The following is a 26,388-nucleotide window of genomic DNA, read 5'->3' on the forward strand; positions in this document are numbered from 1 at the left end:
GGGGCGGGGGCGTCCGCGCCACCGGCATCGCGCGCCAGGGGCCGGGCGGCGATCTCGGGCGCCGCTTCGGAGGCCCGCGCCTCGGGGCGCAGGGACTGTTCCGGGCCGGCCTGTGCGGCGCTAGCAAGAACGGTCATCAGAAGGATCGGCAGCGTGGTGCGCGACATCAGCTTGCATTTCCCGCATTGAGACATGATAGACACGCGCGACCATACCGTCTGCACGCCCCCGGGCAATTCACTTTCAGGACAGTCTGACCCGCGGGGGTTAAGGTCAGATGAAGCTTTTGGAGAGCGTCTCATGTTCAAGGGGTCTATGCCAGCCCTCGTCACGCCGTTCCGCAATGGAGCTGTGGATTTTGAGACGCTGAAATCTCTGGTCGACTGGCATGTGGAGCAGGGCAGCCACGGTCTGGTGCCCGTCGGCACCACCGGCGAGAGCCCGACGCTGACCCATGCAGAGCACGAGGCGGTCGTCGAGGCGGTGGTCACCGCCGCCGCCGGGCGCATCCCGGTGATCGCGGGTGCGGGGTCGAACAACACGGTCGAGGCGCTGCGCTTCATCCAGCACGCGCAGCGGGTCGGGGCCGATGGTGCGCTCGTTGTCACGCCCTATTACAACAAGCCGACCCAGGCCGGGCTCTATGCGCATTTCAAGATGCTGCATGACGAGAGCGATCTGCCGATAATCATCTACAACATCCCCGGCCGCTCCGCGGTGGACATGACGCCCGCCACCATGGGCGAGCTGGCCAAGCTGCCGCGCATCGTGGGCGTCAAGGACGCGACCGGCGATCTGGCGCGGGTCTGCGCGCAGCGGATCACCTGCGGCACCGAGTTCCTGCAGATCTCGGGCGAGGACGCGACGGCGCACGGGTTCAACGCCCAGGGCGGGGTCGGCTGCATCTCGGTCACGGCGAACGCGGCACCGGCGCTCTGCGCGGAGCTGCAGGAGGCCTGCCTTGCGGGCGATTATGGCCGGGCGCTGACGATCCAGGACCGGCTGATGCCGCTCCACCATGCGATCTTCACCGAGCCGGGGCTCTGCGGCGCGAAATACGCGATGGCGCGGCTCGGGCTCTGCGAAGAGGACGTGCGTCCGCCGCTCATGCCGCTGACCGCCGAGACGCGCGCCAAGGTCGATGCGGGCCTGCGCCATGCCGGGCTTCTGAACTGATCTTTACCGCAGGCGGCGCAATGCTAGGCTGGGTCCGTCCAAGGGAGGGACCCACATGCGTTTCACACCGATTGTCGCGGCGCTCGCTCTGAGCGCCACCGCCGCGTTCGCCGAAGGCAAGACCCATCACGTCGCGATCCATGTCGATCAGAACGATCCGCAGGTGATGAACATGGCGCTCAACAACGCGCAGAATGTCGCGTCCTATTATGCCGAGCAGGGCGACGAGGTGGTGATCGAAATGGTCGCCTACGGTCCCGGCCTGACCATGTTCGTCGCCGACAAATCGCCGGTTGCGGACCGGATCGCGGCGATGTCGCTCGAGCTCGACAACATCAGCTTCCAGGGCTGCGGCAACACGCTCAAGGGCATGGAGAAGAAGACCGGCGGGCCGGTCACGCTGCTCGACGAGGTGACCGTGACGCCGTCGGGCGTGGTGCGGCTGATCGAGTTGCAGGAGCAGGGCTACGCCTACGTTCGGCCGTAAACGGGCAGTCTGATCGATCCTGTGAATGAAAAAAGCGCCGGTGCCTGTCGGGCACCGGCGCTTCTGATATCCGAGAAGTCGAGCGTCAGCCGTCGACCAGCCCTTCCGGTTTGCCCACCACCAGGAACCGCAGCGCGTGGGGCTGCATCAGGCGCGCGGCGACGCGGGCGACGTCCTGGGCGGTGACGGCGTCGACCTTGTCGTTGCGGGTGTTGACGTAGTCCGGCGGCAGATCGTCCATCTGCATACCCACGAGGATGTTGGCGATGTTCGAGTTCGACGAGAAGCGCAGCGGGTAGGCGCCGGTCAGGTAGGTCTTGGCCTGCTCCAGGTCCTCCTCGGAGACGCCGTTCGCGGCGACCTCGGCCCAGATGTCGCGGATCACCGAAACCGCCTCGGCGATGCGGTCATTGGCCGAGGCAACCCGGCCCATCAGGAGATCGGCGTGGTCGCGATTGGCGAGATAGGAATAGACGCCGTAGGTCAGTCCGCGCTTCTCGCGCACCTCGTTCATGAGCTTCGATTCGAAGCCGCCGCCCCCGAGGATGTGATTCAGGACGAAGGCGGGGAAGAAGTCGTCATCGTGGCGGTCGATCCCGGAATGGCCGAACAGCGCCACCGATTGCGGGGTGTCGAACTCGACGATCGTGGTGCCGGAGGTGGTGTCCACCGCGACATCCTCGGGCTGCGGCGCGCCTTCGACGGGCAGATCGGCCAGGAGATCGTCGATCAGGGTGGCGAGCTCCTCGGCGGAGATGTCGCCGGATGCGCCGATGAAGACGCGGTCCTGCGCAATCGCGTTCTGCCAGGCGGTGACGAGGTCGTCGCGGGTCAGGGCGGCGACGCTGTCCTCGGTGCCGTCGCTGGACGTGCCGTAGGGGTGGCCCTCGAAGATCAGCGCCGACCATTCGCGGGACGCGATGGCGTCGGGGTCGGTACTGTCGCGGCGGATGCCCGAGAGGACCTGCTGGCGGACCCGCTCGATGGCATCGGCATCGAAGCGCGGCTCGGTCAGCGCGCTTTTCAGGAGCGCCACCGCCTCGTCGCGGTTTTCGGTCAGGAAGCGCGCGGATACCGAGAGCGCATCATCGCCGACATCGAAGCCGAAGCTCGCGGCGAGGCTTTCCTCGGCGGCCGCGAAGCCCTGCGCATCGAGATCGCCCGCGCCCTCGTTCAGAAGGCCGGTCATCAGGTTGGTAGCGCCGCGCTTGCCGGGCAGGTCGAGCGACGCACCGCCCTGGAAGCGCAGCTCGAGCGCGAGGAAGGGGATCGAGGGCTCTTCGACCAGCCAGGCGGTGTGGCCTGCTTGGGTCTCGATCACCTCGATATCGACGGCGGCCCGGGCGGGCAGGGCGGCGATGAGCGCGGCGCCGATCAGCGCGGTCAGGGAGAACAGGCGGGTCATTGGGTCACCTCCTCGGGCATCAGCCAGCCGGTTACCGAGGTCTTGCCCTCGAAGACGGCGCGGGCGGCGTCGACGATATGCTCCTCGGTCACGGCTTCCACGATGTCGGGCCAGGCCTGCACGTCCTCGACGGTCAGGCCCGCGGTCAGGGCCGAGCCGTAGCGGCGGGCCAGCGCGTCGGGGTTGTCGAGCGCGTAGATCTGATCGGCGCGGATCTGGAACTTGATCCGGTCGAGCTGTTCGGCGTCGACGCCTTCGACAAGAAACTCGTCGATCACGCGGTCGAGCGCGGCTTCCGCCTCGTCCAGCTCGATGCCCTCGCGCGGGACGACGATCAGCGAGAAGCTCGTGTCGTCAAGCGAGGTCGGGCTGTAATAGGCGTCCGCGAAGACCGCGATCTCCTCATCGAACTGGAGCTTCTGGTTCAGGATCGAGGTCTGGCCCGACCCGAGAAGCTGCGACAGCAGCAGAAGCGCCGCGGCGTCCTCCTGCGCGCCCGGATCCCGTTCCGGCGCCAGGTAGCTGCGGATCACGTAAGGCTGCGCCACGCGCGGATCGGTCATGGTCAGGCGGCGCGCAGCCAGTTGCGGCGGTTCCTGCGGACGTGCGCGCTCGCCGAGCTCTGGGTTGGCGGGCAGGGGGCCGTAGTATTCTTCGGCCAGCGTGCGCACCGCGTCGGGAGTGACGTCGCCCGCGACGATCAGGATCGCGTTGTTCGGGGCATAGTAGCGCTCGTAGAAGGCCAGAGCCTTGTCCAGATCGAGCGCTTCCATCTCGTGCTTCCAGCCGATGATCGGAATGCCGTAGGGGTGGTTGAGGTAGAGCGCCGCCTGCCGCTGCTCGCCGAAGAGCGTGGAGGGGTCGTTCTCGGTCCGGGTGTTGCGCTCTTCGAGGATCACGTCGCGCTCGGTGGCGATGTCTTCGGGGCGCAGTTGCAGGTTGACCATCCGGTCGGATTCCATCTCCATCATCCGCTCCAGCCGGTCGGCCGCGACGCGCTGGAAATAGCCGGTGTAGTCGTAGCTGGTGAAGGCGTTGTCGTCGCCGCCGTTCTCGGCCACCACGCGGCTGAACTCGCCGGGCTCGAGCGTCTCGGTGCCCTTGAAGAGCAGATGTTCGAGGAAATGCGCGATGCCGGAGGCGCCGGGCGGCTCGTCGGCGGCCCCGGCGCGATACCAGACCATGTGGGTGACCACCGGGGCGCGGTGATCCTCGATCACCACCACGTCCATGCCGTTGTCGAGCGTGAAGCTGGTGACGTTGTCGTCGATCCCCGCGGCGGTGGCCGGGCCGGAGAAGCCGGTCACCAGTGCGAGAACGGCAAGATAGCGATGCATGGCGGTCTCCCTGAGAGTGCTCCGAGGGAAGCTACCGTGCGTGGCGGAGGGTTCAAGCGCGCTGACGCAATTGTAACCGCGCTGTATAGACGCTCAGCGCGCCGCGGGCGGCGTGGCCGAGGGGTTGCGCACCGCCGCGCCGCTGGCCCGCCAGGCGTCGAGCTCGGCATCGGCGTTGAGCGTCTGGTTGGCATAGGCGCGCTCGTACTGATCGCGGCGGAACAGCTGCCAGGAGAAGATCGAGCGGCGCTTGCGGAGCTCGTAATCCTCGGTCGCGAGATCCTGCCGGACGTTCGGATCGACACCGTTGCGCGTCGCCGCGGCAATCAGCGCGCTGTCGCCTGCGGCACCCGCGCCGGGGCGCCCGCCGAGGGCCACGACCGCGTCGGAAAGCGGTGTCAGGTCGGCCCGGTTGGTGCCGCCGGGGGTCGGAACTGGCAGAGCGGAGGTCTCGGGTGTCTGCAGGGGCTGGTTCGGCACGATGGCGAACTCTTCCGGCGACGGCTGGTTCGAGCGCAGGTCACGCAGATTGGTCTCGCCGTTGCGAGCACCGCCGCAGGCGGCGAGGGCCAGACAGGCGAGGATCAGGAAAGGGGCGCGCATCACCGGCTCCGCATTGTCTTTGCCCACTTGTTAGCCGATCCGGTCGCGGGCGTCACGGGGTCTTTCCCCCGCTGCGCGCAGGCCAGAACACGAGGCCGATGGCCCCGGCGAAAATCGCGATGTCGGCGACGTTGAAGGCGTAGGGGTTCTGGATGCCGCAGCAGGACATGTTGAGGAAATCAGCGACCGCCCCGTAAAGAACCCGGTCGACCACGTTGCCGAGCGCCCCGCCGATCAGGAGGCCCGCCGAGACCAAGCCCTTCCAGCCCGGCGGGTCGCGCCGGAGCCAGACCAGGACGAAGAGCACGATCCCCAGCGCGACGGCGATCAGCACCCAGCGGGTCATGTCCTCGCGGCCCGAGAAGAGGCCGAAATTGATCCCGGTGTTCCAGGCCATGCGGAAGGTGAGGAAGGGCGGCCAGATCTCGATCAGCCCGCGCGTGTCGAGGCTCATGCCGTGCACGACCGCCCATTTCGTCACCTGGTCGAGGGCGAAGACCAGTGTCGCGACCCAGGCCACGATCTTCATGCGGCGCCCCCTGTCGCGCGCGCAGCCATCGGGACGGCCGTCGTCCGTGCGTGGGGGACGCCCGGTTCCGGGCGACGTGAAGGCCGCTGCCCGCTCAATGCCGGAAATGCCGCATGCCGGTGAAGACCATGGCGAGACCGGCCTCGTCGGCGGCCTCGATCACCTTGTCGTCCCGCATCGACCCGCCGGGCTGGATCACCGCGGTGGCCCCGGCCTCGGCGGCGGTCAGGAGACCGTCGGGGAAGGGGAAGAACGCGTCCGAGGCGACGACCGACCCTTGGGTGGTGGGGCTGCCGAGCCCCAGCGCCTCGGCCATGTCGGCGGATTTGCGGGCGGCGATCCGGGTCGAGTCGACCCGGCTCATCTGGCCTGCGCCGACCCCGACGGTGGCCCCGTCCTTGACGTAGACGATGGCGTTCGACTTGACGTGCTTGGCCACGGTCCAGGCGAAGAGCAGGTCGCGCAGCTCGTCGCGGGTGGGCGCGCGCTTGGTCACGGTCTTGAGCTCCCATTCGCCGATCCGGCCGTTGTCGCGGTCCTGGACCAGAAAGCCCCCCGAGACCTGCTTGATCGCGAGACCGGCCTCGGTGGGATCGCTCAGCCCGTCGGTCAGGAGCAGGCGGAGGTTCTTCTTGGCGGCGAAGATCTCGCGCGCGGCGTCGTCGGCGCCGGGGGCAATCACCACCTCGGTGAAGATCTCGGTGATCGCGCGGGCGGTGTCGGCATCGAGCGGCTGGTTCAGCGCGACGATGCCGCCGAAGGCCGAGGTGCGGTCGCAATCATAAGCACGGGAATAGGCCTCGGAGAGGCTGGCGCCGCGGGCCACGCCGCAGGGATTGGCGTGCTTGATGATCGCGCAGACGGGACCGTCCTCGGGGCTGAACTCCGAGACCAGCTCGAAGGCGGCGTCGGTGTCGTTGATGTTGTTGTAGCTCAGCTCCTTGCCCTGCAGCTGGCGGGCATTGGCGATGCCGGGCTTGGTGCTGCCATCGGTGTAGAAGGCGGCGGATTGGTGCGGGTTCTCACCGTAGCGGAGCGTCTGCGCGAGCGTCCCGGCGAAGACCCGGCGGCGCGGGGCGGTGTCGCCCAGAGCGCCCGCCATCCAGCCCGAGACGGCGGCATCATAGGCACCGGTGCGGGCATAGGCGGTCAGCGCGAGCTTCTGGCGGAAGGCGTAGGTCGTCTGGCCGTCATTGGCGTCGAGCTCGGCGAGGAGCGCGTCGTAATCCTGCACGTCGGTCACGACCGAGACGAAGGCATGGTTCTTGGCCGCCGCGCGGATCATCGCCGGGCCGCCGATGTCGATATTCTCGATCGCGGTGGCGTAATCGGCGCCTTTGGCGACGGTGGCCTCGAACGGGTATAGATTGACGACGAGCAGGTCGATCGGCCCGATCCCGTGCTCCTCCATCGCCGCGACATGCGCGGCATCGTCGCGGAGCGCCAGAAGACCGCCATGCACACCCGGGTGCAGCGTCTTCACCCGGCCGTCCATCATCTCGGGGAAGCCCGTGACCTCGGCGACATCGGTGACGGCGAGGCCCGCGTCGCGCAGCGCGGCGGCGCTGCCGCCGGTCGAGAGAAGCTCGACATCGCGGGCGGTCAGGGCGCGGGCGAGGTCGATGAGGCCCGTCTTGTCGGAGACGGAGAGAAGGGCGCGGCGGAGCGGGGCGAGATCGGTCATCGGTCTTCCGGTGTGGTGTCGGACAAGTCGTCCAGCTCCCCTCCGGCCAGGTCCCGCACGGCGATCGCCGTGTCTTGGGCCTTGGCCAGCGACCAGCGGACGCGGGTCGCATAGCCCATCGCGCGGCCGGATAAAACGATCTGTTGGGCGGCACGGGGCCGCAGGCGGCCTTTTTCCAGGTAAACCGACGGCTCGACCGCCAGATCCGCCGAAGAATCGTGCCGGAACACCCAGATTTCGCCGGAGCGGAGCACCAGGGACACCGCCGCGCCGCCCAGGTCGATCTCGGCATCGACCTCGGGATGCAGGTGGAAGCGGACCTGGAAGGGGATGCCCTCGAGTTTCACCCGGTCCATCCGCCCGTCGAAGCGGCGCTTGGCGGGATCGTCCAGCGCGGCGAGCAGGTCCTCGCCCGCGAGCCCACGCCCGTCGAAGGTCAGCTCCAGCTTGCGGGCATGGGTCAGGCCGTGGGTGGCTACATAGCCGTCATGGGCGCCGTGATACCCGGTGCCGTCGGGCGCGGCGCTGATCTCGGCGGGGGTATTCTTCGGCAGGTCGACCAGTTCCTCGCGCGGGGCGGCGCCGAGCTTGCCGGGCGGGCCGAGCCGCGCCGAGGAATAGCCGTCGAGGCAGAGCGCGCTGTGGGACGGCGTGGCGCGACCGGCGCGGCGCCATTCGGAACCGAAAACCGCGCCCGAGCCGCAGTTCACGATGAGCGGGCGGCGGCCCGAGGTCAGCTCGAAAGCCAGGGTGGAGGCATGGGCGTTGAAGCTCAGCCGGCCCGAGGGCGGCGGGCTCGCATCGACGATGATCGAGGTCCGGCCCGCCGAGAGACGGGCGAAGCCCATGGCGAGCCCCTCGGTCTGGCGGCGGCGCACGCCGGCCTCGGCCAGCGCCTCGCCGAGACGCCCCTCGACGCCGCGCCCGCCGCCGTGGAAGCGCGCAAGCCCGCCATCGGCGTGGCGGAGCGCGCGGAGGGTCGGAGCGATCCGGTGCAGCGCGCCGGTCAGTTCGGGCGGCGGGCGCATGTCGCTTTCGGTCAGCGCGGCGCTGGCCCAGGTCAGCAGCGCGAAGACCTCGAGCAGTTCCTCGGGATTGCGGGTGGCGATGCCGCCGTCCTTGTTGATCTCCGAGGCGCAATGGCGGTCGAGCGCGCGGCGGGCGGTCTCGACATGGCGCTCCATGCCTTCGAGCGAGAGCGCGGCATAGAGAAGGCCGGTCAGCGCTTCGAAGCGGGCAAGGCCGGGGCGGGCCACGGTCCAGGTCTTGGCGAGGAACCGGGTCTGGGCCGCCATGGCCTGGTGGAAGGCGCGGCTCTTCTCGGGCGACTGGCCGCGGAGCAGCATCAGCGCGTGATGGGTCCAGCGGATGATCCGGCGCCCGGCGAGCTCGGGCGCCCAGCCCGGACCGCCGCCGCGCCCGTAGCGGTCGATCCAGCCCCAGGTCCATTCCTGCGCCAGGCGGCGGGTGCGCGGATCGCCGACCGCGGCGAGATCGTCGAGCCAGACGAAGCCCTGGGCCTCTTCCTCGAAGGCGGCGTCGGGCGGGTGCAGATCCCAAAGCGCGCGGCCGCGGGTCTCGATCAGGGTTCCGGCAAAGAGCACGTTCCCGGCAGAGAGCTGGCGGCCGCGGGCGAAGGAGCCGACGGTGCGCGGCTCGGGCTGCGAGACGAAGGCGCTGGCCTCGCGGCTGCGACAGGCCATGCGCGCGTGGTAGCGAAGTTTCAGGCGCGTCATGCGGTCGCGCAAGCTGTCGGTCTGCGACATGTCCCTGCCTCTCGCCCGCTCTTCGGTTCGGGGCGTTCGAGAGGCAGGATACCGGCGGGACCTGCCTGTGTCACCTAGACGCTGCGCATTCGTGGTCAGGATGCGCACAGGCGGCGGCCGGTGCCGAATTCCGAACCGGAATTCGCGCGATCTCCGGTTCGGAGATCGGCTCAGGCGGCCAGGGTTCCGCCCAGACCGGTGAGCATCTCGAGGCACCGCGCCAGTTCGGAGCGCGCGACATACTCATCTGGCTTGTGGGCCTGGTGGATCGAGCCCGGCCCGCAGACCACCACGCTCATGCCCATCTCCTGGAAGAGACCCGCCTCGGTCCCGAAGGGCACCACATCCGCGCCGTTCTGCCCGGTCAGCGCGGCGACGAGCTCCTTGGCGGCGTTGTCGTCCATGGGTTCGAGCCCGACCACCTCGCCGATGACCTCGGTGTCGATCCGGGCACCCGGATGCACAGCCCGCATCGCGGGCAGGAGCGTGTCGCGCACATAGCCCGCCATGGCCTCCTTCACGAACTCCATGTCCCCGGCCTGAACCGGGCGCATTTCCCATTCGAGCTCGGCAAGGCCCGGGATCACGTTATGGGCGACCCCGCCCGACAGGCGCCCGACATTGACGCTGGTCCAGGGTGGATCGAAGCGCGAGCCGCGGGGCGCGCGGGTCTTCAACTCCTCGGCCAGCTCCATCAGCCGCGTGACGTAGCGCACCGCGTAGCCCACCGCGTTGACGCCGCGGTCGGGACCGGAGCCGTGGCCTTCGAGCCCGTGAAAGGTCGTCGTGTATTCGCAGCAGCCCTTGTGCCCCTCGATGATCCGCATCTCGGTCGGCTCGCCGACGATCGCGACCGAGGGCTGCGCCTCGCGCTTGCGCAGCTCCGGCACCAGCGCCTGTGCGCCGAGGCAGCCGGTCTCCTCGTCATGGGTGAAGCAGAAATGCACCGGGCGGCGCAGGTCGAGCGCCGCGTAATGCGGGGCCATCGCCAGGGCGCAGGCGATGAAGCCCTTCATGTCGCAGGTGCCGCGCCCGTAGAGAAGATCGTCGCTCTCGACCAGGTGAAACGGGTCCGACGTCCAGGCCTGGTCGGTCACCGGCACCACGTCGGAATGCCCCGAGAGCACCACGCCGCCCGAACGCTCGGGGCCGATGGTGGCGAAGAGATTGGCCTTGGCGCCGGTCGCGTCGCGATAGATGTCGCAGCGCGCCCCGGCGTCTTCGAGCAGCGCCGCCATGTGTTCGATCAGCGCAAGGTTCGGCTCGGTCGACACGGTCGGGTAGGCGATGATGTCGCGCAGGATGGCTTCTGTTCGGGCGAGATCGGTCATGTCTTGACGAACATCTTCCGGGGGCGGTGGCAGAAGGTCTCGGCCGGGCCGTCTTCGGTGATGCGGATCGACTCTGTGATCTCGAGCCCCCAGTCGGACATCCAGAGGCCGGGCATGAAGTGGAAGGTCATGTCCGGCTCGAGGATGGTCTCGTCCTCGGCGCGGAGGGAAATGGTGCGCTCGCCCCAGTCGGGCGGGTAGCTGAGGCCGATCGGGTAGCCGCAGCGGGCGCCGCGCTCGATCCCGGCGCTTTCCAGCGGCGCGGCCAGCGCATTGGCGATGTCGCAGGCGCGGTTCCCGGCGCGCGCGGCGTCGAGCCCGGCCTCGAGCCCCTCGACCAGCGCCGCCTCGGCGCGCTTGAAGAGGTCCGAGGGCTCGCCCAGGAAGATCGTCCGGCAGAACGGCACGTGATAGCGCCGGTAGCAGCCCGAGATCTCGAAGAAGGTCGCCTCGCCCTCGTTGAACGGGTTGCCGTCCCAGGTCAGGTGCGGCGCGGCGGCGTTCGAGCCCGAGGGCAGGAGCGGCACGATGGCGGCGTAATCGCCCCAATGCTCGTCCACGCCCCGGATCGCGTCGCGGTAGACCTCGGCCACGACCTCGTTCTTCGGCACACCCGGCTCGACCCGCTCCCAGAGCCCGTCGATCATCTTCTCGGAGATCAGCGCGGCGCGGCGCATGAAGACCAGCTCTTCCTCGGATTTCACCGCGCGCTGCCAGTTCACGAGCGCGGTCGCGTCGATCAGCGTGGCATCCGGAAGCTCGCGTTCGAGCGTCGCATGCGCCTTGGCGGAATAGTAGTAATTGTCCGTCTCCACGCCGATCCGCAGCTTGTCGAGCCCCATGCCGATGAGGCGTTGGGCCAGGTCCTCCATCGGATGACGGTCGGTGGATTGCACGTAATTGTCGGCATAGCCGATGACACGGTCGTCGCCCATCCAGACGGTGCGGATCGCGCCGTTGGCGTCCTGGTTGCGGCCCCACCAGATCGGATCGGCATCGCCGAAGACCAGAACCCCCTGGTGGACGTAGAAGGACCAGCCGTCATAGCCGGTGAGCCAGGCCATGTTCGAGGGATCGGTCACATAAAGGACGTCGATCCCGGCCCGTCCCATCGCCACGCGCGTCTTCTCGAGCCGCCTCGTATACTCTGTCTCGGAGAAGGGCAGATCTTTCGAGAACCGGTGGAATACCATGCGAGAGCCTTTCTGCCGCCCGCTCGATCGGGGGCGGCGCGATACGGTGGAACGCCGCCACGCAATCACGATCAGGCGAGGCTGAAAAGGTGCAAAAGCGTGGAATGGCCCTCTGCAAGGGCGGGATCCGGCGCGCGATTCTGGCGGGGTGAACGGGCGCACTGCCCTGGAAAGCGGCAGTCCACGCATGGGGCTGGCGGTCCCCTCGGCAGCGATTCGCGCTCAGGATTGGCGCATTTTCCTGCCAAAGGTCGCAAAACTGCGCGATCTTCCCGGAGGCCCCGATTTTCCACCGAGAATCGCTTGTGACAGTTGCATGTCGGGGCCTCTCCCTATTTAGTTTGGCCAGAAACGTGGGCAGCACGATCCGCGAGAGACACAACACAGGGAGCTACCGAGTGCCGGATAGCATGTCAGATGCATTCGTCGCCTTTGAGCGCGTGCAGAAGAGCTACGATGGCGAGACGCTCGTCGTAAAAGACCTCAATCTCGCGATGCCGAAGGGCGAGTTTCTCACGATGCTCGGGCCGTCGGGGTCGGGCAAGACCACCTGCCTGATGATGCTCGCGGGCTTCGAGACCGCCACCCATGGCGAGATCAAGCTCGACGGCAAGCCGATCAACAACATCCCGCCGCATAAGCGCGGCATCGGCATGGTGTTCCAGAACTACGCCCTGTTTCCGCACATGACCGTGGCCGAGAACCTGTCCTTTCCGCTGGAAGTGCGCGGCATGGACAAGTCGAAGCGCGAAGAGAAGATCAAGCGCGCGCTGGGCATGGTCCAGATGGAGGCCTTTGCGGGCCGCCGTCCCACCCAGCTTTCCGGCGGTCAGCAGCAGCGGATCGCGCTGGCCCGCGCGCTCGTGTTCGAGCCCGAGCTCGTTCTCATGGACGAACCGCTCGGCGCGCTCGACAAGCAGCTGCGCGAGACGCTGCAGTTCGAGATCACCAACCTGGCGCATGAGCTGGGCATCACCGTGGTCTACGTGACCCACGACCAGACCGAGGCGCTGACCATGTCGGACCGCGTCGCGGTGTTCGACGACGGCCGCATCCAGCAGCTGGCGCCGCCCGACGAGCTTTACGAGAAGCCGAAAAACAGCTTCGTGGCGCAGTTCATCGGCGAGAACAACACGCTCGAGGGCACGGTCGAGCAGATCTCCGGCGGGCGCTGCACGGTGAAACTCGACAATGGCGAGATGATCGATGCGATCCCCGTGAACGTGTCGAAGGCCGGCGAGCGCACGCGCGTCTCGATCCGCCCCGAGCGGGTCGAGTTCAACCCCGAGCTCGGTCCCGACGCGCACACGCTCGAGGCCGAGGTCAAGGAATTCATCTACATGGGCGACGTGTTCCGCACGCGCCTGAAAGTGGCCGGCAACGACCACTTCATCGTCAAGACCCGGAACCGCGCCGACCAGGTGCGGCTCGATCCGGGCGCGAAGGTGAAGATCGGCTGGCTGCCCGAGGATTGTCGCGCACTCGACGCGACATAAGACAAGTCCGTCACGTCCCGGCCGGCCGGATGCGACTGGCGCCGGTCTCGGGACGGTCGGACGCGATCCAGGGTTCGGCCCGCGATCCGGATCGGTATGCTTCACCAGCGGGCTGCTAGGGAGACCTGTATGACGTTCAAGAAAACCTTCATGGCAACCACCGCGCTCACCGTTTGCGCCGGTGCCGTTGCCTTCGCCGCAGAACACGCCGCAATGGCCGACAGCATGACGCTGGTCAGCTGGGGCGGTGCCTACCAGAACAGCCAGCAGAAAGCCTATGTCGAGCCCTATCTCGAGATGAACGAGGGCGTGTCCGCGACCTGGGACGAAAGCTCCGCCGAAGCCGTTGCCAAGCTGCGCGCGATGAACGAAGCGGGCAACGTGACCTGGGACGTGGTCGACGTGGTGGCCTCCGACGCCATCCGTCTCTGCGACGAGGGCCTCGCGCTCGAGATCGACCCCGAGGAAGACCTGGCAGCGGCGCCCGATGGCACCTCGGCCGAGGATGATTTCGGCGACCTGCTGGTCTCCGACTGCTTCATCCCGCAGATCGTCTACTCGACCACCTTCGGCTACCGCACCGACATGGTGCCCGAGGGCGTCGACGCGCCGTCCGACATCTGCTCGGTCTTCGACCTGGAGACCTATCCGGGCAAGCGCGCGCTCGAGAAGCGTCCGATCAACAACATGGAATGGGCCCTTCTCTGCGACGGCGTCGCGAAGGACGAGGTCTATGACGTGCTGGCCACCGACGAAGGCCAGGACCAGGCGCTCGCCAAGCTCGAGACCATCAAGGACGACGTGATCTGGTGGTCGGCCGGTGCGGACACGCCCCAGCTGCTCGCCGATGGCGAGATCTTCATGGGCTCGACCTATAACGGCCGTCTCTTCTCGGTGATCGAGGAGCAGGACCAGCCCGTCGCGATGATGTGGGACGCCCAGGTGTTCGACCTGGACGGCTGGATCATTCCCGCCGGTCTGCCCGAAGATCGTCTGGCGCGTGCGATGGACTTCGTGAAGTTCGCGACCGACACCCAGCGCCTCGCCGACCAGGCGAAGTACATCTCCTACGGCCCGGCCCGCGCATCCTCGGCGCCGCTCGTTTCGACCCATGCCGAGCTCGGCATCGAAATGGCGCCGCACATGCCGACCGATCCGGAGAACTCGAAGAACACTTTCCTCTACAACTACGAGTTCTGGGCTGACTACCGCGACGACATCGACGCCAAGTTCCAGGCGTGGCTCGCGCAGTAATCTGACGTGACAGGCGCGGCGCACCCGCCGCGCCTGTTTCCGAGACATGCGAGATGCGCGGGCGACCGCGCATCTTCACCACAGCAGACGCACAAGGGCGGAAAGCCCGGCAACAGACGACGGGGACCTTGAGATGAGCGACAGCGCGACCGATCCGGACAAGATCGAGGGCCCGACGCCCGACAATGCCATCCGCGCCGCCGACAAGGCATCGCAGGATTCGGGCAAGATGCTGGCCGCCGACGGCACGCCTCTGAAGAAATCGCTCAACCGGGCGCTCCGGCGCCAGAAATTGCGGGCGCTCCTGTTGATCGCGCCGCTCCTGATTTTCGTTCTCGTGACCTTCATCGCGCCGATCGCGGACATGCTGTTCCGCTCGGTCGAGAACCAGATCGTGTCCGAGACGCTGCCGCGGTCCACGCCGCTTCTGGCCGAGTGGGATCACAACTCGGGCGAGGCGCCGAACGAGGAGGTGTTCGACGCCTTCTATTACGACATGGCCATCGCCGCGCAGCTCAAGAACCACACGCGCCTCGGCACCCGCCTGAACTACGAGCAGACCGGCATCTCGTCGCTCTTCCGCCAGTCGGGCCGGGATATCGAGGATATCGGCGACGAATATGTCGACCAGTTCGAAGATCTCGACGAGGCCTGGGAAGAGCCCGCGACCTGGCTTGCCCTGATGGGCGATGCGGATTGGCGCGAGCGCTACATGACCTGGTTCGAGGGCGAGCAGACAAGCCCGCCGCCGGCCTTCCGGGCCTCGGACGCCGCGCGTGAGAAGCTGCCGAAGACCACCGAGATCTACCGCGCCTTCGCAGGGTTCACGGCGGATGCCCGTCGCGACAGCCTGGCCGGTGACGAGCCCTGGCCGGTCGCCTATGCCGCGCTCTACGAGGATCTCGTCGCTCATCCGGACGCGGCCAGCGCCTTCTCCGGCGATATCGCGACGCTCGTGGGCAGTGCCGCGGACGCGGTCCCTGCGTTCGAGACCGTCGCGGTGCGCGACTACTTCATCAACGAGATCGACGAGGACTGGGGCAATCCCGAGGTCTGGGCCACGATCCAGGCCTTCTCGGGCAACTACACCTCGGGCTACTTCCTCAATGCCGTGGATATGGCGATGACGCCGGACGGTGCCGCGATGCGCGACGAGGACGAGCGCATCTACGGCCTGCTCTTCAAGCGCACCATGTTCATGTCGATGGTGATCACCTGCTCGTGCATCCTGCTCGGCTACCCGGTCGCCTGGATCCTCGCCAACCTTCCGGCGCGCAAGGCGAACCTCCTGATGATCCTGGTGCTCCTGCCGTTCTGGACCTCGCTTCTGGTCAGAACCTCGGCCTGGAAGGTGATGCTGCAGCAGCAGGGCGTGATCAACGACGTGCTGGTCTGGCTCGGGCTCGTCGCGGACGATGCGCGATTGGTCATGATCAACAACCAGTTCGGCACGATCGTGGCGATGACGCATATCCTTCTGCCGTTCATGATCCTGCCGCTCTACTCGGTGATGCAGACGATCCCGCCTACCTACCTGCGCGCGGCCAAGAGCCTTGGTGCAACCAACTGGACGGCGTTCTGGAGGGTCTACTTCCCGCAATCGGTGCCGGGCATCGGCGCGGGCTCGATCCTCGTCTTCATCCTCGCCATCGGCTACTACATCACGCCCGAGATCGTCGGCGGCACGACCGGCACGTTCATCTCGAACCGGATCGCCTACCACATCTCGTCCTCGCTTAACTGGGGTCTCGCGGCGGCGCTGGGGACGATCCTCCTGGCGGTGGTGCTGATCCTCTACTGGGCCTACGACAAGATCGTCGGCATCGACAACGTGAAGCTGGGGTAATCGGACATGGCGAAGCTCACTCTGACCGAAACCAAAACCCTGCCTCTGAACTTCACGCTGCCGGTCGTGGCTGCCGCGGGGGCCTTCTTCGGCCTCTTCGTCGGCACCGCGCAGGGCTCCGGGCTTCTGGGCATCCTGATCGGCGGCGCGCTCTGTGCGGGCCTTGCCTACCTGGCGATGGTCGTTCTCGGCGTCGACGGCGAACGGATGTTCAAATGGGGCGCCATCGTCGGCTTCGCCGTCGCGGGCTTCCTGATCGGAGGATTTCCGGGCCTTGTGATGGGCGCGCTTTTCGGCTGGTTCATCGGCTGGTTCATCTACTGGATCGGACGGGGCCGCTACCGCGAGAAGCTGGTTCCCTACCTGACCTCGGGACAGGTGCTCTGGTACTACACGTTTCGGGTCATCTGCGGTGCGATCTTCGTCTTTCTCATTACGCCGATCCTCGTGGTGATGCCGCTCTCGTTCAACTCCGAGAACTTCTTCACCTTCACGCCCGAGATGCTGCGCTTCGATCCCGAGGGCTATTCGCTGCGCCACTACCGCGACTTCCTGAACTCGTCGGAATGGCAGTCGGCGCTGAAAAACTCGCTCCTGATCGCGCCGGTCGCGACGCTCCTGTCGGTCGGCTTCGGCACGCTGGCGGCCATCGGTCTTAGCCAGCCGCACGTGCCCTTCCGCCGCGCGATCATGGCGATCCTGATCTCGCCGATGATCGTGCCGCTGATCATCTCGGCCGCGGGCATGTATTTCTTCTATTCGCGGATCGGCCTGCAGGGCACCTATCTGGGCGTCGTCCTGGCGCATGCGGCGCTGGGCATTCCCTTCGTGATCATCACCGTGACCGCGACGCTCGTGGGCTTCGACCGGAGCCTCGTGCGGGCGGCGGCGAATCTTGGCGCGAACCCGGTGCGGACCTTCTTCAAGGTGCAGATGCCGCTGATCCTGCCGGGCGTGATCTCGGGCGGTCTTTTCGCCTTCATCACCTCCTTCGACGAGGTGGTGGTGGTGATCTTCGTCGGCTCCGCGAACCAGCAGACGCTGCCCTGGCAGATGTTCACCGGCCTGCGCGAGCAGATTTCGCCGACCATCCTTGCCGTGGCGACGATCCTCGTCGGCATCTCCATCGCGCTTCTGACCACGGTCGAGATCCTGCGTCGCCGCTCCGAGCGGCTTCGGGGCATGAGCCCGGGCTGAGGTGCTCAAGCAGCGACTTGCGCCGCTCGCCCATCGGATCGAGCGCGGCATAGATCGGCTCCGACCGCGGCGCGCGCCCGAGCGTGTCGCGGTCGATCCGTATCTGGGCTATGCGACGCCGGAAGAGATCGTCCTGCGCGGGCGCGTGCTGAGCGCGCTCCGGCGCACCAATCCCAACCCCGAAGCGTCCTGGTGGGTGAACCTGCGCCAGATGGCGCAGCTGTTCTTCACCCGCGAGGTCGCAGAGATCTGCGTGCGCGTCGGCGAGGCCGAGGCGCTCTCGGACGAAGAGGGCTATTTCACCCTGCACCTGCAGCGCGGCGACGCCGCGCCGGGCTGGGTGTCTTTCGAGGCCGAGGTGGACCGCAGCGAGCCGGTGACGCTCGACGCAAGGGTCGCCCCGGCGGATGCGCCGTTCGGGGTGATCTCGGATATCGACGACACGGTGATGAAGACCGGCGCCTATTCGCTGGCCCGCAATCTCTGGACTTCCCTGACCGGCAACGCGCTCACGCGCGAGATCTTTCCCGATGCGGTGGAGCTTCTGAAAAGCTTCGAAGAGGCGGGCGCGCCGATCTATTTCGTCTCGTCCTCGCCCTGGAACCTGCACCATTTCCTGCGCCGGATCTTCGACCGCGCGAACATGCCGAAAGCGCCGATCTTCCTGCGCGATCTGGGCATCTCGGACACGCAGTTTATTTCGGGCACGCATGGCGACCACAAGGGCGCGTCCATCGACGTGCTGATGGCGGCGCATCCGGGGTTGAGCTTCATCCTGATCGGAGACACCGGCCAGCACGATCCGGGCGTCTACCTCGCCGCCGCCGAACGCCATCCGGGGCGGGTGCGGCAGGTGATCTTGAGAGAGCCGGGCAAGGGTGCCGATGCGCGGGACATGAAGGACATCCGGGCGATCGAGGCGCTGGGGATCGAGGTGATCCACGGTGTGGATTTCTCAATGATTACCCAATGAGAGTAAGGTCCGCAGACCCAATTTCTGACATCAACGCAGTTTCTCAAGGCCAGCGCTCTTCAGAATGCCATCGGCGGTATGGCGGCTCTTGAGATTTCTTGGCACGATTACGAGGCGCCCCGAGTATTCGTGTCGCCACTTTTCGTGAGAGCCTTTGCCACCCGCGATTTTTTGAAATCCCGCAATCCGCAGCTGTTCACTGACACGCCGGTAGAGGCTAGCCATCTATCAAGCGGCCGAGTCCTGATGGTGGATGATCACGGCAGGAATGATGTCTCGTAAATTCGTTTTGGAGAGATCAAGGTCCGAGTAGTGATTGGCGACGATTAGTTCGGCGGCGAAGTCTTGGACCAGGGACTGAAATTCCTCGAATGTCTCCGCTTCCACGTGAAGACCTTCAATGTCGCTTTCGGAAAGCCAGAGCCGCAATTCAGGATCCCAAATCGCTTTCACCTCAAATGCTCTTTGCATCAGGCACCCTCCTGCGAACATGCTGGTCATCTTACACCGAATGAGTGCGCGGGTCGCACCAAATCAAGTAAATTCGGTGCGACCGAGTCGGAAATCACACAATCAGGCGCGCACCTTCTTCTCGTAGCTTTCCGAGATGTCGCGGGTCAGGGCGCCGACCTCGAAATTGTAGTCGCCGATCTGGCCCACCGGAGTGACCTCGGCGGCGGTGCCGGTCAGCCAGCACTGCTCGAAGCCTTCGAGCTCTTCGGGCATGATGTGGCGCTCGTGGACCTTGACCTGCTTCTCTTCGAGCATGCCGATCACCGTCTGACGGGTCAGGCCGTTCAGGAAGCAGTCGGGCTTCGGCGTGTGCACCTCGCCGTCCTTGACGAAGAAGATGTTGGCGCCGGTCGCCTCGGCGACGTAGCCGCGGTAGTCGAACATCATCGCGTCGGAGCAGCCCTTGGCCTCGGCCGCGTGCTTGGACATGGTGCAGATCATGTAGAGACCGGCGGCCTTGGCATGGCTCGGCGCGGTATCGGGCGAGGGGCGCTTCCAGGACGCGATGTCGAGCTTGGCGCCCTTCATCTTGGCGTCGCCGTAGTAGTTGCCCCATTCCCAGGCGGCAATGGCGACGCGGACCGGGTTGCGCTTGGAGGCGACACCCATGTCCTCGCCCGCGCCGCGCCAGGCTACCGCGCGCACATAGGCGTCGGAGAAGCCGTTGGCCTCTAGCACGGCGGCCTTGGCGGCCTCGAGCTCGTCGACGGTGTAGGGGATCTCGAAATCGAGACAGTCGGCCGAGTAACGCAGCCGTTCGGAATGCTGGCGCGACAGGAAGATCTTGCCGCCATACGCGCGCTCGCCCTCGAAGACCGAAGAGGCGTAATGCATCGCGTGGGTCAGCACATGCACGTTGGCGCTGCGCCAGTCGATGAGCTGCCCGTCCATCCAGATCTTGCCGTCGCGGTCGTCATAAGCCCCGGCCATCACTCGGTCTCCTTTCGCGGCAGTCTTGCTGCCTTTTCATTTGTTGCGCGATCTACGTCCGTATCGGACATAATCTGTCAAAAAATCTGCGAGTCGCTACCAGTTCAGGCTGGTCATGTCAACAAGGCTGACTTAAAATGTGACCCGGGCAAGGGAGCAGGGAGGGCCGATATGGCCGAAACGGAGCGCGGCGGCGCGCAGGGTGGCGAGACGCTGCTCTACCTGACCGACGACCAGCTCAGGCAGGGGATCGAGGCGATGTTCTTCGCCTATCGCGGCTTCACCGCCGATCCAGACCGGATCCTCGCCGATCTCTCCTACGGTCGCGCCCATCATCGGGCGCTGCATTTCATCAACGGTGCGCCGGGCACGACGGTGAACAATCTCCTGTCGATCCTCGGCGTGACGAAGCAATCCCTCAACCGGGTGCTGCGCACGCTGATCGAGGACGGTCTTGTCGAAAGCCGCGTCGGGCGCGCCGACAAGCGTGAACGGCATCTCACCCTCACCGAGGCGGGCGAGGTGCTGGAGCGCAAGCTCTCGGACGCGCAGCGCGCGCGGATGCGGGCGGCCTACCGGCAGGTGGGACCGGAGGCTGTGGCCGGTTTCAAACTTGTGCTCGAGGCGATGATGGATCCGAAGATGCGCCGCATCTACCATGCTCTGAGGGAGGGCCGGGCATGACCGGAGACGAGGCACATCTGCTGATCGTCGATGACGACGAACGCATCCGCGGGCTTCTGCAGAAATTCCTGATGCGGCACGGCTTCCTGGTCAGCGCGGCGCGCGATGCGGGCCACGCGCGGCGTATCCTCGCGGGTCTCGATTTCGACCTGATCGTGCTCGACGTGATGATGCCGGGCGAGGATGGCGTCAGCCTGACCGCGCATATCCGCACCCGTTCGGACACGCCGATCCTGCTTCTGACGGCGCGGGCCGAGACCGAGGACCGGATCGCGGGGCTCGAGGCCGGGGCCGACGATTATCTCGCCAAGCCCTTCGAGCCCAAGGAACTGCTCCTGCGGATCAACGCCATCCTGCGCCGGATGCCGGAGACCGCGGCAGAGGCGGCGGCGCCGAAGCTCCTGATGCTGGGGCCGATCCGCTACGACATCGAGCGCGGCGAGATGTGGCGCGGGGAGGACCCCGTCCGCCTGACCGCCACCGAGGCGCATCTGATGCGGATCTTCGCCGCGCGTCCGGGCGAGCCCCTGAGCCGGGCGCAGCTTGTCGAGGATCTCGGGCGGGACCGGGGCCAGAGCCAGGAGAGGGCGGTGGACGTGCAGATCACCCGTCTGCGCCGCAAGCTCGAGGACGATCCGAAACAGCCGCGCTACCTGCAGACGGTGCGGGGCGCGGGATACATGTTGGCGCCCGAATAGCCGCGCGCCTCAGCCCGCCGAAAACAGTGCCTTTCCGTCGACGAGGAAGCGTTCGGAGAGCGGCAGGCTGGCCGCACCCATGACGCGCGCGTCCGGTCCGACCGATCCTTCGCGGATTTCGACCTGCGTCAGGCCCGCGAAATCGCTGTGCGCCAGCGCGTCCCGGGTTGCGTCGACGAGCTTCGCGCGCACCGAGGCGGGCATCCAGCCGTCGATCAGGACATGGGAGAAATCGATCACCGAGATCGCTGAGGTGATGGCGTGCGCCAGCGCCTGGGCCGCGGTCGCGACCCAGGCCGCGACCTGTGCCTCGTCGACCGACCATGCCTCTGCGTCGGTCCAGAGACCGCTGGCATCGCCGCCCTGCGCCTCGACCAGGGATTCGAGCCCGACAAGCGACGCGCGTTCGATCAGCTGGGTCCAGCCGCCCTTGCCATCGGGGACCGGCATGGAGCCGATGGCTCCGGCGTTGCCGGACGGGCCGGTGAAGAGCGACCGATTCAGGACGACCCCGCCGCCGATGAAGTAGCCGACATAGGCATAGAGGAAATCCTGCGCCGCACTCTGGTCTCCGAAGACCAGCTCGGCGCCGCAGGCCGAGGAGGCGTCGTTCTGCAGAAAGACCGGCCAGTCGAGCTTGTCGTCGAGATCGCGGCGGATGTCGCGGTGCTTCCAGGCGGCCATCGCGGAGGGTTCGAGGCCGATGGTCTCGGCCCAGTCCCAGATCTGGTAGGGCATCGCGATCCCGACACCGGCGACGCGCGCGGCGTGCTCGCGTCCGAGTTCGTCGGTCAGTTCGGCGATGCGGGTCGTGGCGAACTCGACAGTGGCCTCGGGCATCGGGAAGCGGTGGGTGGTGTGGCGGCGACCGACCACCTCGCCCACGAAATTGGTCAGCACCAGCTCGGTCGAGCGCCGTCCGACCTTGAGCCCGTAGAAGAACGCGCCCTCCGGATTGAGCGCCATCGGCACCGAGGGCTGGCCGACCTTGCCGCGCATCGGCTCGCCCTTGAGCAGGAGCCCCTCGGCCTCGAGCTGGCGCATGATCACCGAGACGGTCTGCGCCGACAGCCCGGTGAGGCGGGCGATTTCGGCTTTCGGCAAGGCGCCGTTCCGGCGCACGAGGGACAGCACCAGACGTTCGTTGTGAGCGCGCATTCCGCTCTGGTTTGACCCGCGTGCAAAGGCGGAGTTAACTAGGTCGGCCTTGTCCTGAGGTGCGATTCGGTCCACTGTTTAGCCCTCCCGGCCGCGGTGCATGGCACTGTTGCGACCCCAAATCTGCGTTGATTTTCGGTTTTTGGGGCGGACCTGTCAATAATAAATAAGAGTGATTTATTAATTGACAGCTTGTGGGAATCGCGTTTAACTCTAGGCTGCGCACGGTGAACTCAGTGCCGTGACGTGCACTCGGGCGGCCCCGCCGCACCGAACGAGTTTCTAAGGGAGGACCTTACATGATCACCAAGACCAGACTCGCAGGACTGCTCGGCGCTGCCGCGCTGTCGACCGTTTTCGCTTCGGGCGCCTTTGCTGGCGGCCACGGCATGACCTCGGCCTGCCTGATCACCAAGACCGACACCAACCCGTTCTTCGTGAAGATGAAAGAGGGCGCCACCGCCAAGGCGGAAGAGCTCGGCATCGAGCTGAAGACCTTCGCGGGCAAGATCGACGGCGACCACGAGACCCAGGTTCAGGCCATCGAGACCTGCATCGCCGATGGTGCCTCGGGTATCCTGATCACCGCGTCGGACACCTCGTCCATCGTGTCGTCGGTGGAGCAGGCCAAGGAAGCCGGTCTTCTGGTCATCGCGCTCGACACGCCGCTCAGCCCGGCTGACGCCGCGCACGCCACCTTCGCCACCGACAACTTCGTCGCGGGCGAGCTGATCGGCAAATGGGCCGCGGGCAAGCTCGGCGACGCAGCTGCGGACGCCAAGATCGCCATGCTCGACCTCGCCGTGAGCCAGCCGACCGTCGGCGTCCTGCGCGACCAGGGCTTCCTGTCGGGCTTCGGCATCGAGCTCAACGATCCGAACGTGAACGGTGACGAGGAAGATCCCCGCATCGTCGGCAACGACGTGACCGCCGGCAACGAAGAAGGCGGCCGCACCGCGATGGAGAACCTCCTCGCCGTCGATCCGATGATCAACGTGGTCTATACGATCAACGAGCCCGCCGCAGCCGGTGCCTATGAGGCGCTCAAGGCCATCGGCCGCGAGAACGACGTGATGATCGTGTCCGTCGACGGCGGCTGCCCGGGCGTGCAGAACGTCGCGGACGGCGTGATCGGCGCGACCTCGCAGCAGTACCCGCTGAAGATGGCCTCGCTCGGCATCGAGGCGATTGCCGCCTATGCCAAGGACGGCACCATTCCCGAGCCGACCGAAGGCAAGGACTTCTACGACACCGGCGTGGCGCTCGTGACCGGCGAGCCGGTCGACGGCGTCGAGTCGATCTCGGTCGAAGAGGGCACGGACCTCTGCTGGGGCTGATCTGATGCCCCTGGGGAGGCGCGCTCGGGCGCGCCTCCCCAGCCTCAGGCGCGCGCAAATCACTGCCCAGGACCGGCGTGACCGGTGCCGCGCCCGATTTGCGATACGTCGATAACGCAATTCTCGGGAGGACCCTATGTCAGAATCCGCCTCAAAGGGGCAGGACTACGAATCCTCGTTGTCGGGGGCCAGCCAGTCGGTGGCCCAGTTCGAGGACACTCGCAAAGGTCTTGTTCACAAAATCCAGCACGCGCTGCATGTCACGCCGTCGCTGGTTCCGCTGATCGTCCTGCTGCTGTCGATCGTGGTCTTCGGTGTCCTTCTCGGTTCGAAATTCTTTTCCCCCTTCGCGCTGACGCTGATCCTCCAGCAAGTTCAGATCGTCGGCATCCTCGCCGCCGCGCAGAGCCTCGTGATCCTCACCGCAGGCATCGACCTGTCGGTCGGCGCGATCATGGTTCTGTCTTCGGTCGTGATGGGGCAATTCACCTTCCGCTACGGAATCCCCGCGCCGATCTCGATCGTCTGCGGTCTGGCCTGCGGCACGCTCTGCGGCTTCCTGAACGGCTGGCTCGTCGCCAAGATCAAGCTGCCGCCCTTCATCGTGACGCTTGGCATGTGGCAGATCGTTCTCGCGACGAACTTCCTCTACTCCGCCAACGAAACCATCCGCGCCCAGGATATCGAGGCCAACGCCCCGCTGCTCCAGGCCTTCGGTTGGAAATTCAGCGTCGGAGGCGCGGTCTTCACCATCGGCGTTGTCTTCATGGTGCTGTTGATCCTGATCCTGACCTACGTGCTCAGGCAGACGGCCTGGGGGCGGCATGTCTATGCCATCGGTGACGACAAGGAAGCCGCCGAGCTGTCGGGCGTCCAGACCGACCGCGTGCTGATCTCGGTCTACATGCTCTCGGGCCTGATCTGCGCCTTCGCGGGCTGGGCGATCATCGGCCGCATCGGGTCAGTCTCGCCGACCTCGGGTCAGCTCGGCAACATCGAATCCATCACCGCCGTGGTGATCGGGGGCATCTCGCTCTTCGGCGGACGTGGCTCGATCCTGGGCTCGCTCTTCGGGGCGCTGATCGTCGGTGTGTTCACCCTCGGCCTGCGGCTTCTCGGAGCGGATGCGCAGTGGACCTACCTGCTCATCGGCGTGCTCATCATCGGCGCGGTCGCCGTCGACCAGTGGATCAGAAAGGTGTCGGTCTGATGGAACAGCAACAACCCATTCTGCAAGGCAAGAACCTGGTCAAGCGCTACGGTCGCGTGGTGGCCCTCGATCATTGCGATTTCGAGCTCTACCCGGGCGAGATCCTCGCGGTGATCGGAGACAACGGCGCGGGCAAGTCGACCCTCATCAAGGCGGTCTCCGGTGCGGTGACGCCCGATGACGGCGAGGTGCTTCTGGAGGGCAAGCGAGTGAACTTCCACTCGCCGCTCCACGCCCGCGAACACGGGATCGAGACGGTCTACCAGCAGCTTGCCATGTCGCCGGCGTTGTCGATTGCCGACAACATGTTCATGGGCCGCGAGATCCGCAAAGAGGGCTTCATGGGCAAGTATCTGCGGATGCTCGACCGTCCGGCGATGGAGAAGTTCGCGCGCCAGAAGCTGAACGACCTGGGCCTGATGACGATCCAGAACATCAACCAGGCGGTCGAGACGCTCTCGGGCGGTCAGCGCCAGGGCGTCGCCGTGGCCCGCGCCGCGGCCTTCGGGTCGAAGGTCATCATCCTCGACGAGCCGACGGCGGCCCTCGGCGTCAAGGAAAGCCGCAAGGTTCTGGAGCTGATCCAGGACGTGAAGTCGCGCGGTATTCCGATCGTTCTGATCTCGCACAACATGCCGCATGTCTTCGAACTGGCGGACCGCATCCATGTCCACCGTCTGGGCAAGCGGCTCTGCGTGATCCGTCCGCAGGACTACACGATGAACGACGCGGTGGCCTTCATGACCGGCGCCAAGGAAGCCCCGGACGAACTGGTCGCCGCCTGACCGTCATCGGTCCCATGTAAACGCCAAGCGGCCCGCACCCTGATGCGGGCCGTTTCGTTTCGCCTCGGCGGAATTTTGCTTGGCCGCAGAGATATTTGACCCGTATACACGGGGTTATGGCAGATATGACGAAGGCCCAGGCGCTCGACGACATGCGGGCGCGGATCCTGACCGGGGCGCTGGCGCCCGGGACCGATCTCGACGAGGCGCAGTTCTGCGCCGAATACAGCCTCTCCCGCACGCCGCTTCGCGAGATTTTCCATCGTCTGACGGGCGAAGGCGTGCTGGCACAGGCTCCGGGGCGTCCGCCGCGTGTCGCGGGTCTCGAGATGGGCGGCTTCCGCAATCTCCTGGCCACCGCGCCGGTGCTCTTCACCTCGGTCGCGCGCCACGCCGCCCAGCAGCACGTGGCCGACGATCTGGTGCGCCTGAAGGACGCGCAGCGCGATCTCATGCAGGCGCTTGCCGACGAGCGGCCGATGGCGCTGATCCTCGGCGATTACCGGTTTCACGAGACGCTCGCCGATCTCACGCTGAACGCCTACCTGATCCCGGGGCATCGCAGGCTCCTGATCGACGTCACCCGTTACGGGCGCGAGTTCTACGTCTTCGACAAGAAGAAGGAGCGCAAGGCGATCAAGAAGGCGCTGGAACAGCATGACCGCCTGATCGACGCCATCGAAGCGCGCGACGGCGATGCCGCCGCCGATATCGCGCTTGCGCATTGGAAGGTCGCCCGGGCGGCGATCGAAGAGGCGCTCACCCCCGAACCGCTGCCACTCGTCTCGTTCTGAGG

General features: G+C 66.4%; 25 protein-coding genes. 13 read left to right on the forward strand and 12 right to left on the reverse strand.

Annotation, left to right across the window (positions count from 1 at the left end; translation table 11 throughout):
- Positions 1 to 300 precede the first annotated feature (300 nt).
- Entirely contained in the window at positions 301 to 1,176 is an 876-nt protein-coding gene (gene dapA / locus ACFQ4E_RS00005; RefSeq protein WP_386800858.1) for a 4-hydroxy-tetrahydrodipicolinate synthase, read from the forward strand.
- A 55-nt stretch (positions 1,177 to 1,231) separates the two neighbouring features.
- Complete coding sequence (locus tag ACFQ4E_RS00010; protein WP_386800859.1) at positions 1,232 to 1,663, forward strand: DsrE family protein; 432 nt, start codon at positions 1,232 to 1,234, stop codon at positions 1,661 to 1,663.
- A gap of 85 nt (positions 1,664 to 1,748) precedes the next feature.
- Here ACFQ4E_RS00010 and ACFQ4E_RS00015 read toward each other — a convergent pair whose 3' ends face one another.
- The 8 genes from ACFQ4E_RS00015 to ACFQ4E_RS00050 all read right to left on the reverse strand — a co-directional run bounded on the left by ACFQ4E_RS00015 (position 1,749) and on the right by ACFQ4E_RS00050 (position 11,511).
- On the reverse strand, positions 1,749 to 3,068 hold the full coding sequence (locus ACFQ4E_RS00015; RefSeq protein WP_386800860.1) for a M16 family metallopeptidase: 1,320 nt from the start codon (positions 3,066 to 3,068) through the stop codon (positions 1,749 to 1,751).
- Positions 3,065 to 4,405, reverse strand: coding sequence for a M16 family metallopeptidase (locus tag ACFQ4E_RS00020; protein WP_386800861.1), 1,341 nt, complete (start codon positions 4,403 to 4,405; stop codon positions 3,065 to 3,067). The genes ACFQ4E_RS00015 and ACFQ4E_RS00020 overlap by 4 nt, the downstream gene beginning before the upstream one ends.
- 93 nt (positions 4,406 to 4,498) lie before the next feature.
- Entirely contained in the window at positions 4,499 to 5,008 is a 510-nt protein-coding gene (locus tag ACFQ4E_RS00025; RefSeq protein ID WP_386800862.1) for a DUF3035 domain-containing protein, read from the reverse strand.
- Between the two features lie 52 nt (positions 5,009 to 5,060).
- Entirely contained in the window at positions 5,061 to 5,537 is a 477-nt protein-coding gene (lspA, locus tag ACFQ4E_RS00030; RefSeq protein ID WP_386800863.1) for a signal peptidase II, read from the reverse strand.
- Positions 5,538 to 5,631: 94 nt separating this feature from the next.
- A complete protein-coding gene (gene purH / locus ACFQ4E_RS00035; protein WP_386800864.1) occupies positions 5,632 to 7,221 on the reverse strand; it encodes a bifunctional phosphoribosylaminoimidazolecarboxamide formyltransferase/IMP cyclohydrolase in 1,590 nt (529 codons plus the stop codon).
- Positions 7,218 to 8,987 carry a heparinase II/III family protein gene (locus ACFQ4E_RS00040; protein ID WP_386800865.1) on the reverse strand — a complete coding sequence of 590 codons (1,770 nt, stop codon included), beginning with the start codon at positions 8,985 to 8,987 and terminating at the stop codon, positions 7,218 to 7,220. The genes purH and ACFQ4E_RS00040 overlap by 4 nt, the downstream gene beginning before the upstream one ends.
- 170 nt (positions 8,988 to 9,157) lie before the next feature.
- Positions 9,158 to 10,318: an acetylornithine deacetylase gene (gene argE / locus ACFQ4E_RS00045; RefSeq protein WP_386800866.1), complete on the reverse strand. Its 1,161-nt coding sequence runs from the start codon at positions 10,316 to 10,318 to the stop codon at positions 9,158 to 9,160.
- Positions 10,315 to 11,511, reverse strand: coding sequence for a M24 family metallopeptidase (locus tag ACFQ4E_RS00050; RefSeq protein WP_386800867.1), 1,197 nt, complete (start codon positions 11,509 to 11,511; stop codon positions 10,315 to 10,317). Before ACFQ4E_RS00050 ends, argE begins: the two co-directional genes overlap by 4 nt.
- A 410-nt stretch (positions 11,512 to 11,921) precedes the next feature.
- Here ACFQ4E_RS00050 and ACFQ4E_RS00055 point away from each other — a divergent pair, with 410 nt between their 5' ends.
- From ACFQ4E_RS00055 to ACFQ4E_RS00075, 5 genes are all read left to right on the forward strand, one after another.
- The gene (locus ACFQ4E_RS00055; protein WP_386800868.1) at positions 11,922 to 13,007 is read left to right on the forward strand and encodes an ABC transporter ATP-binding protein; all 1,086 of its coding nucleotides are present in this window, start codon (positions 11,922 to 11,924) and stop codon (positions 13,005 to 13,007) included.
- 129 nt (positions 13,008 to 13,136) lie between these two features.
- The gene (locus tag ACFQ4E_RS00060; protein ID WP_386800869.1) at positions 13,137 to 14,261 is read left to right on the forward strand and encodes an extracellular solute-binding protein; all 1,125 of its coding nucleotides are present in this window, start codon (positions 13,137 to 13,139) and stop codon (positions 14,259 to 14,261) included.
- 133 nt (positions 14,262 to 14,394) lie between these two features.
- Positions 14,395 to 16,107: an ABC transporter permease gene (locus ACFQ4E_RS00065; RefSeq protein ID WP_386800870.1), complete on the forward strand. Its 1,713-nt coding sequence runs from the start codon at positions 14,395 to 14,397 to the stop codon at positions 16,105 to 16,107.
- Between the two features lie 6 nt (positions 16,108 to 16,113).
- A complete protein-coding gene (locus ACFQ4E_RS00070; protein WP_386800871.1) occupies positions 16,114 to 17,304 on the forward strand; it encodes an ABC transporter permease in 1,191 nt (396 codons plus the stop codon).
- A 1-nt stretch (position 17,305) separates the two neighbouring features.
- Positions 17,306 to 18,277 (forward strand): phosphatase domain-containing protein, encoded by a 972-nt coding sequence (locus tag ACFQ4E_RS00075; protein WP_386800872.1) that lies wholly within the window; start codon positions 17,306 to 17,308, stop codon positions 18,275 to 18,277.
- Positions 18,278 to 18,307: 30 nt separating this feature from the next.
- Here ACFQ4E_RS00075 and ACFQ4E_RS00080 read toward each other — a convergent pair whose 3' ends face one another.
- The 3 genes from ACFQ4E_RS00080 to ACFQ4E_RS00090 form a co-directional block, all read right to left on the reverse strand.
- Positions 18,308 to 18,502 carry a type II toxin-antitoxin system HicA family toxin gene (locus tag ACFQ4E_RS00080; protein ID WP_386800873.1) on the reverse strand — a complete coding sequence of 65 codons (195 nt, stop codon included), beginning with the start codon at positions 18,500 to 18,502 and terminating at the stop codon, positions 18,308 to 18,310.
- A 3-nt stretch (positions 18,503 to 18,505) separates the two neighbouring features.
- The gene (locus tag ACFQ4E_RS00085; protein WP_386800874.1) at positions 18,506 to 18,748 is read right to left on the reverse strand and encodes a DUF1902 domain-containing protein; all 243 of its coding nucleotides are present in this window, start codon (positions 18,746 to 18,748) and stop codon (positions 18,506 to 18,508) included.
- Positions 18,749 to 18,850: 102 nt separating this feature from the next.
- Complete coding sequence (locus tag ACFQ4E_RS00090; protein WP_386800875.1) at positions 18,851 to 19,720, reverse strand: branched-chain amino acid aminotransferase; 870 nt, start codon at positions 19,718 to 19,720, stop codon at positions 18,851 to 18,853.
- A 171-nt stretch (positions 19,721 to 19,891) separates the two neighbouring features.
- Between ACFQ4E_RS00090 and ACFQ4E_RS00095 the strand changes: the two genes are divergently transcribed.
- Both ACFQ4E_RS00095 and ACFQ4E_RS00100 read left to right on the forward strand, forming a co-directional pair.
- Positions 19,892 to 20,404 carry a MarR family winged helix-turn-helix transcriptional regulator gene (locus ACFQ4E_RS00095; RefSeq protein WP_386800876.1) on the forward strand — a complete coding sequence of 171 codons (513 nt, stop codon included), beginning with the start codon at positions 19,892 to 19,894 and terminating at the stop codon, positions 20,402 to 20,404.
- A complete protein-coding gene (locus ACFQ4E_RS00100; protein WP_386800877.1) occupies positions 20,401 to 21,102 on the forward strand; it encodes a response regulator in 702 nt (233 codons plus the stop codon). The genes ACFQ4E_RS00095 and ACFQ4E_RS00100 overlap by 4 nt, the downstream gene beginning before the upstream one ends.
- Before the next feature lie 9 nt (positions 21,103 to 21,111).
- Here the strand turns inward: ACFQ4E_RS00100 and ACFQ4E_RS00105 are convergent, their stop codons facing one another.
- Positions 21,112 to 22,260, reverse strand: coding sequence for an ROK family transcriptional regulator (locus ACFQ4E_RS00105; protein ID WP_386800878.1), 1,149 nt, complete (start codon positions 22,258 to 22,260; stop codon positions 21,112 to 21,114).
- Positions 22,261 to 22,559: 299 nt separating this feature from the next.
- Between ACFQ4E_RS00105 and ACFQ4E_RS00110 the strand changes: the two genes are divergently transcribed.
- From ACFQ4E_RS00110 to ACFQ4E_RS00125, 4 genes are all read left to right on the forward strand, one after another.
- Positions 22,560 to 23,597: a sugar ABC transporter substrate-binding protein gene (locus ACFQ4E_RS00110; protein WP_386800879.1), complete on the forward strand. Its 1,038-nt coding sequence runs from the start codon at positions 22,560 to 22,562 to the stop codon at positions 23,595 to 23,597.
- Between the two features lie 136 nt (positions 23,598 to 23,733).
- Entirely contained in the window at positions 23,734 to 24,807 is a 1,074-nt protein-coding gene (locus ACFQ4E_RS00115) for an ABC transporter permease (protein WP_386800880.1), read from the forward strand.
- Positions 24,807 to 25,592: an ATP-binding cassette domain-containing protein gene (locus tag ACFQ4E_RS00120; protein WP_386800881.1), complete on the forward strand. Its 786-nt coding sequence runs from the start codon at positions 24,807 to 24,809 to the stop codon at positions 25,590 to 25,592. Before ACFQ4E_RS00115 ends, ACFQ4E_RS00120 begins: the two co-directional genes overlap by 1 nt.
- Before the next feature lie 125 nt (positions 25,593 to 25,717).
- Positions 25,718 to 26,386 carry a GntR family transcriptional regulator gene (locus ACFQ4E_RS00125; protein WP_386800882.1) on the forward strand — a complete coding sequence of 223 codons (669 nt, stop codon included), beginning with the start codon at positions 25,718 to 25,720 and terminating at the stop codon, positions 26,384 to 26,386.
- Positions 26,387 to 26,388 lie beyond the last annotated feature (2 nt).

Source organism: Litorisediminicola beolgyonensis, assembly GCF_042679605.1.
Classification (GTDB): domain Bacteria; phylum Pseudomonadota; class Alphaproteobacteria; order Rhodobacterales; family Rhodobacteraceae; genus Litorisediminicola; species Litorisediminicola beolgyonensis.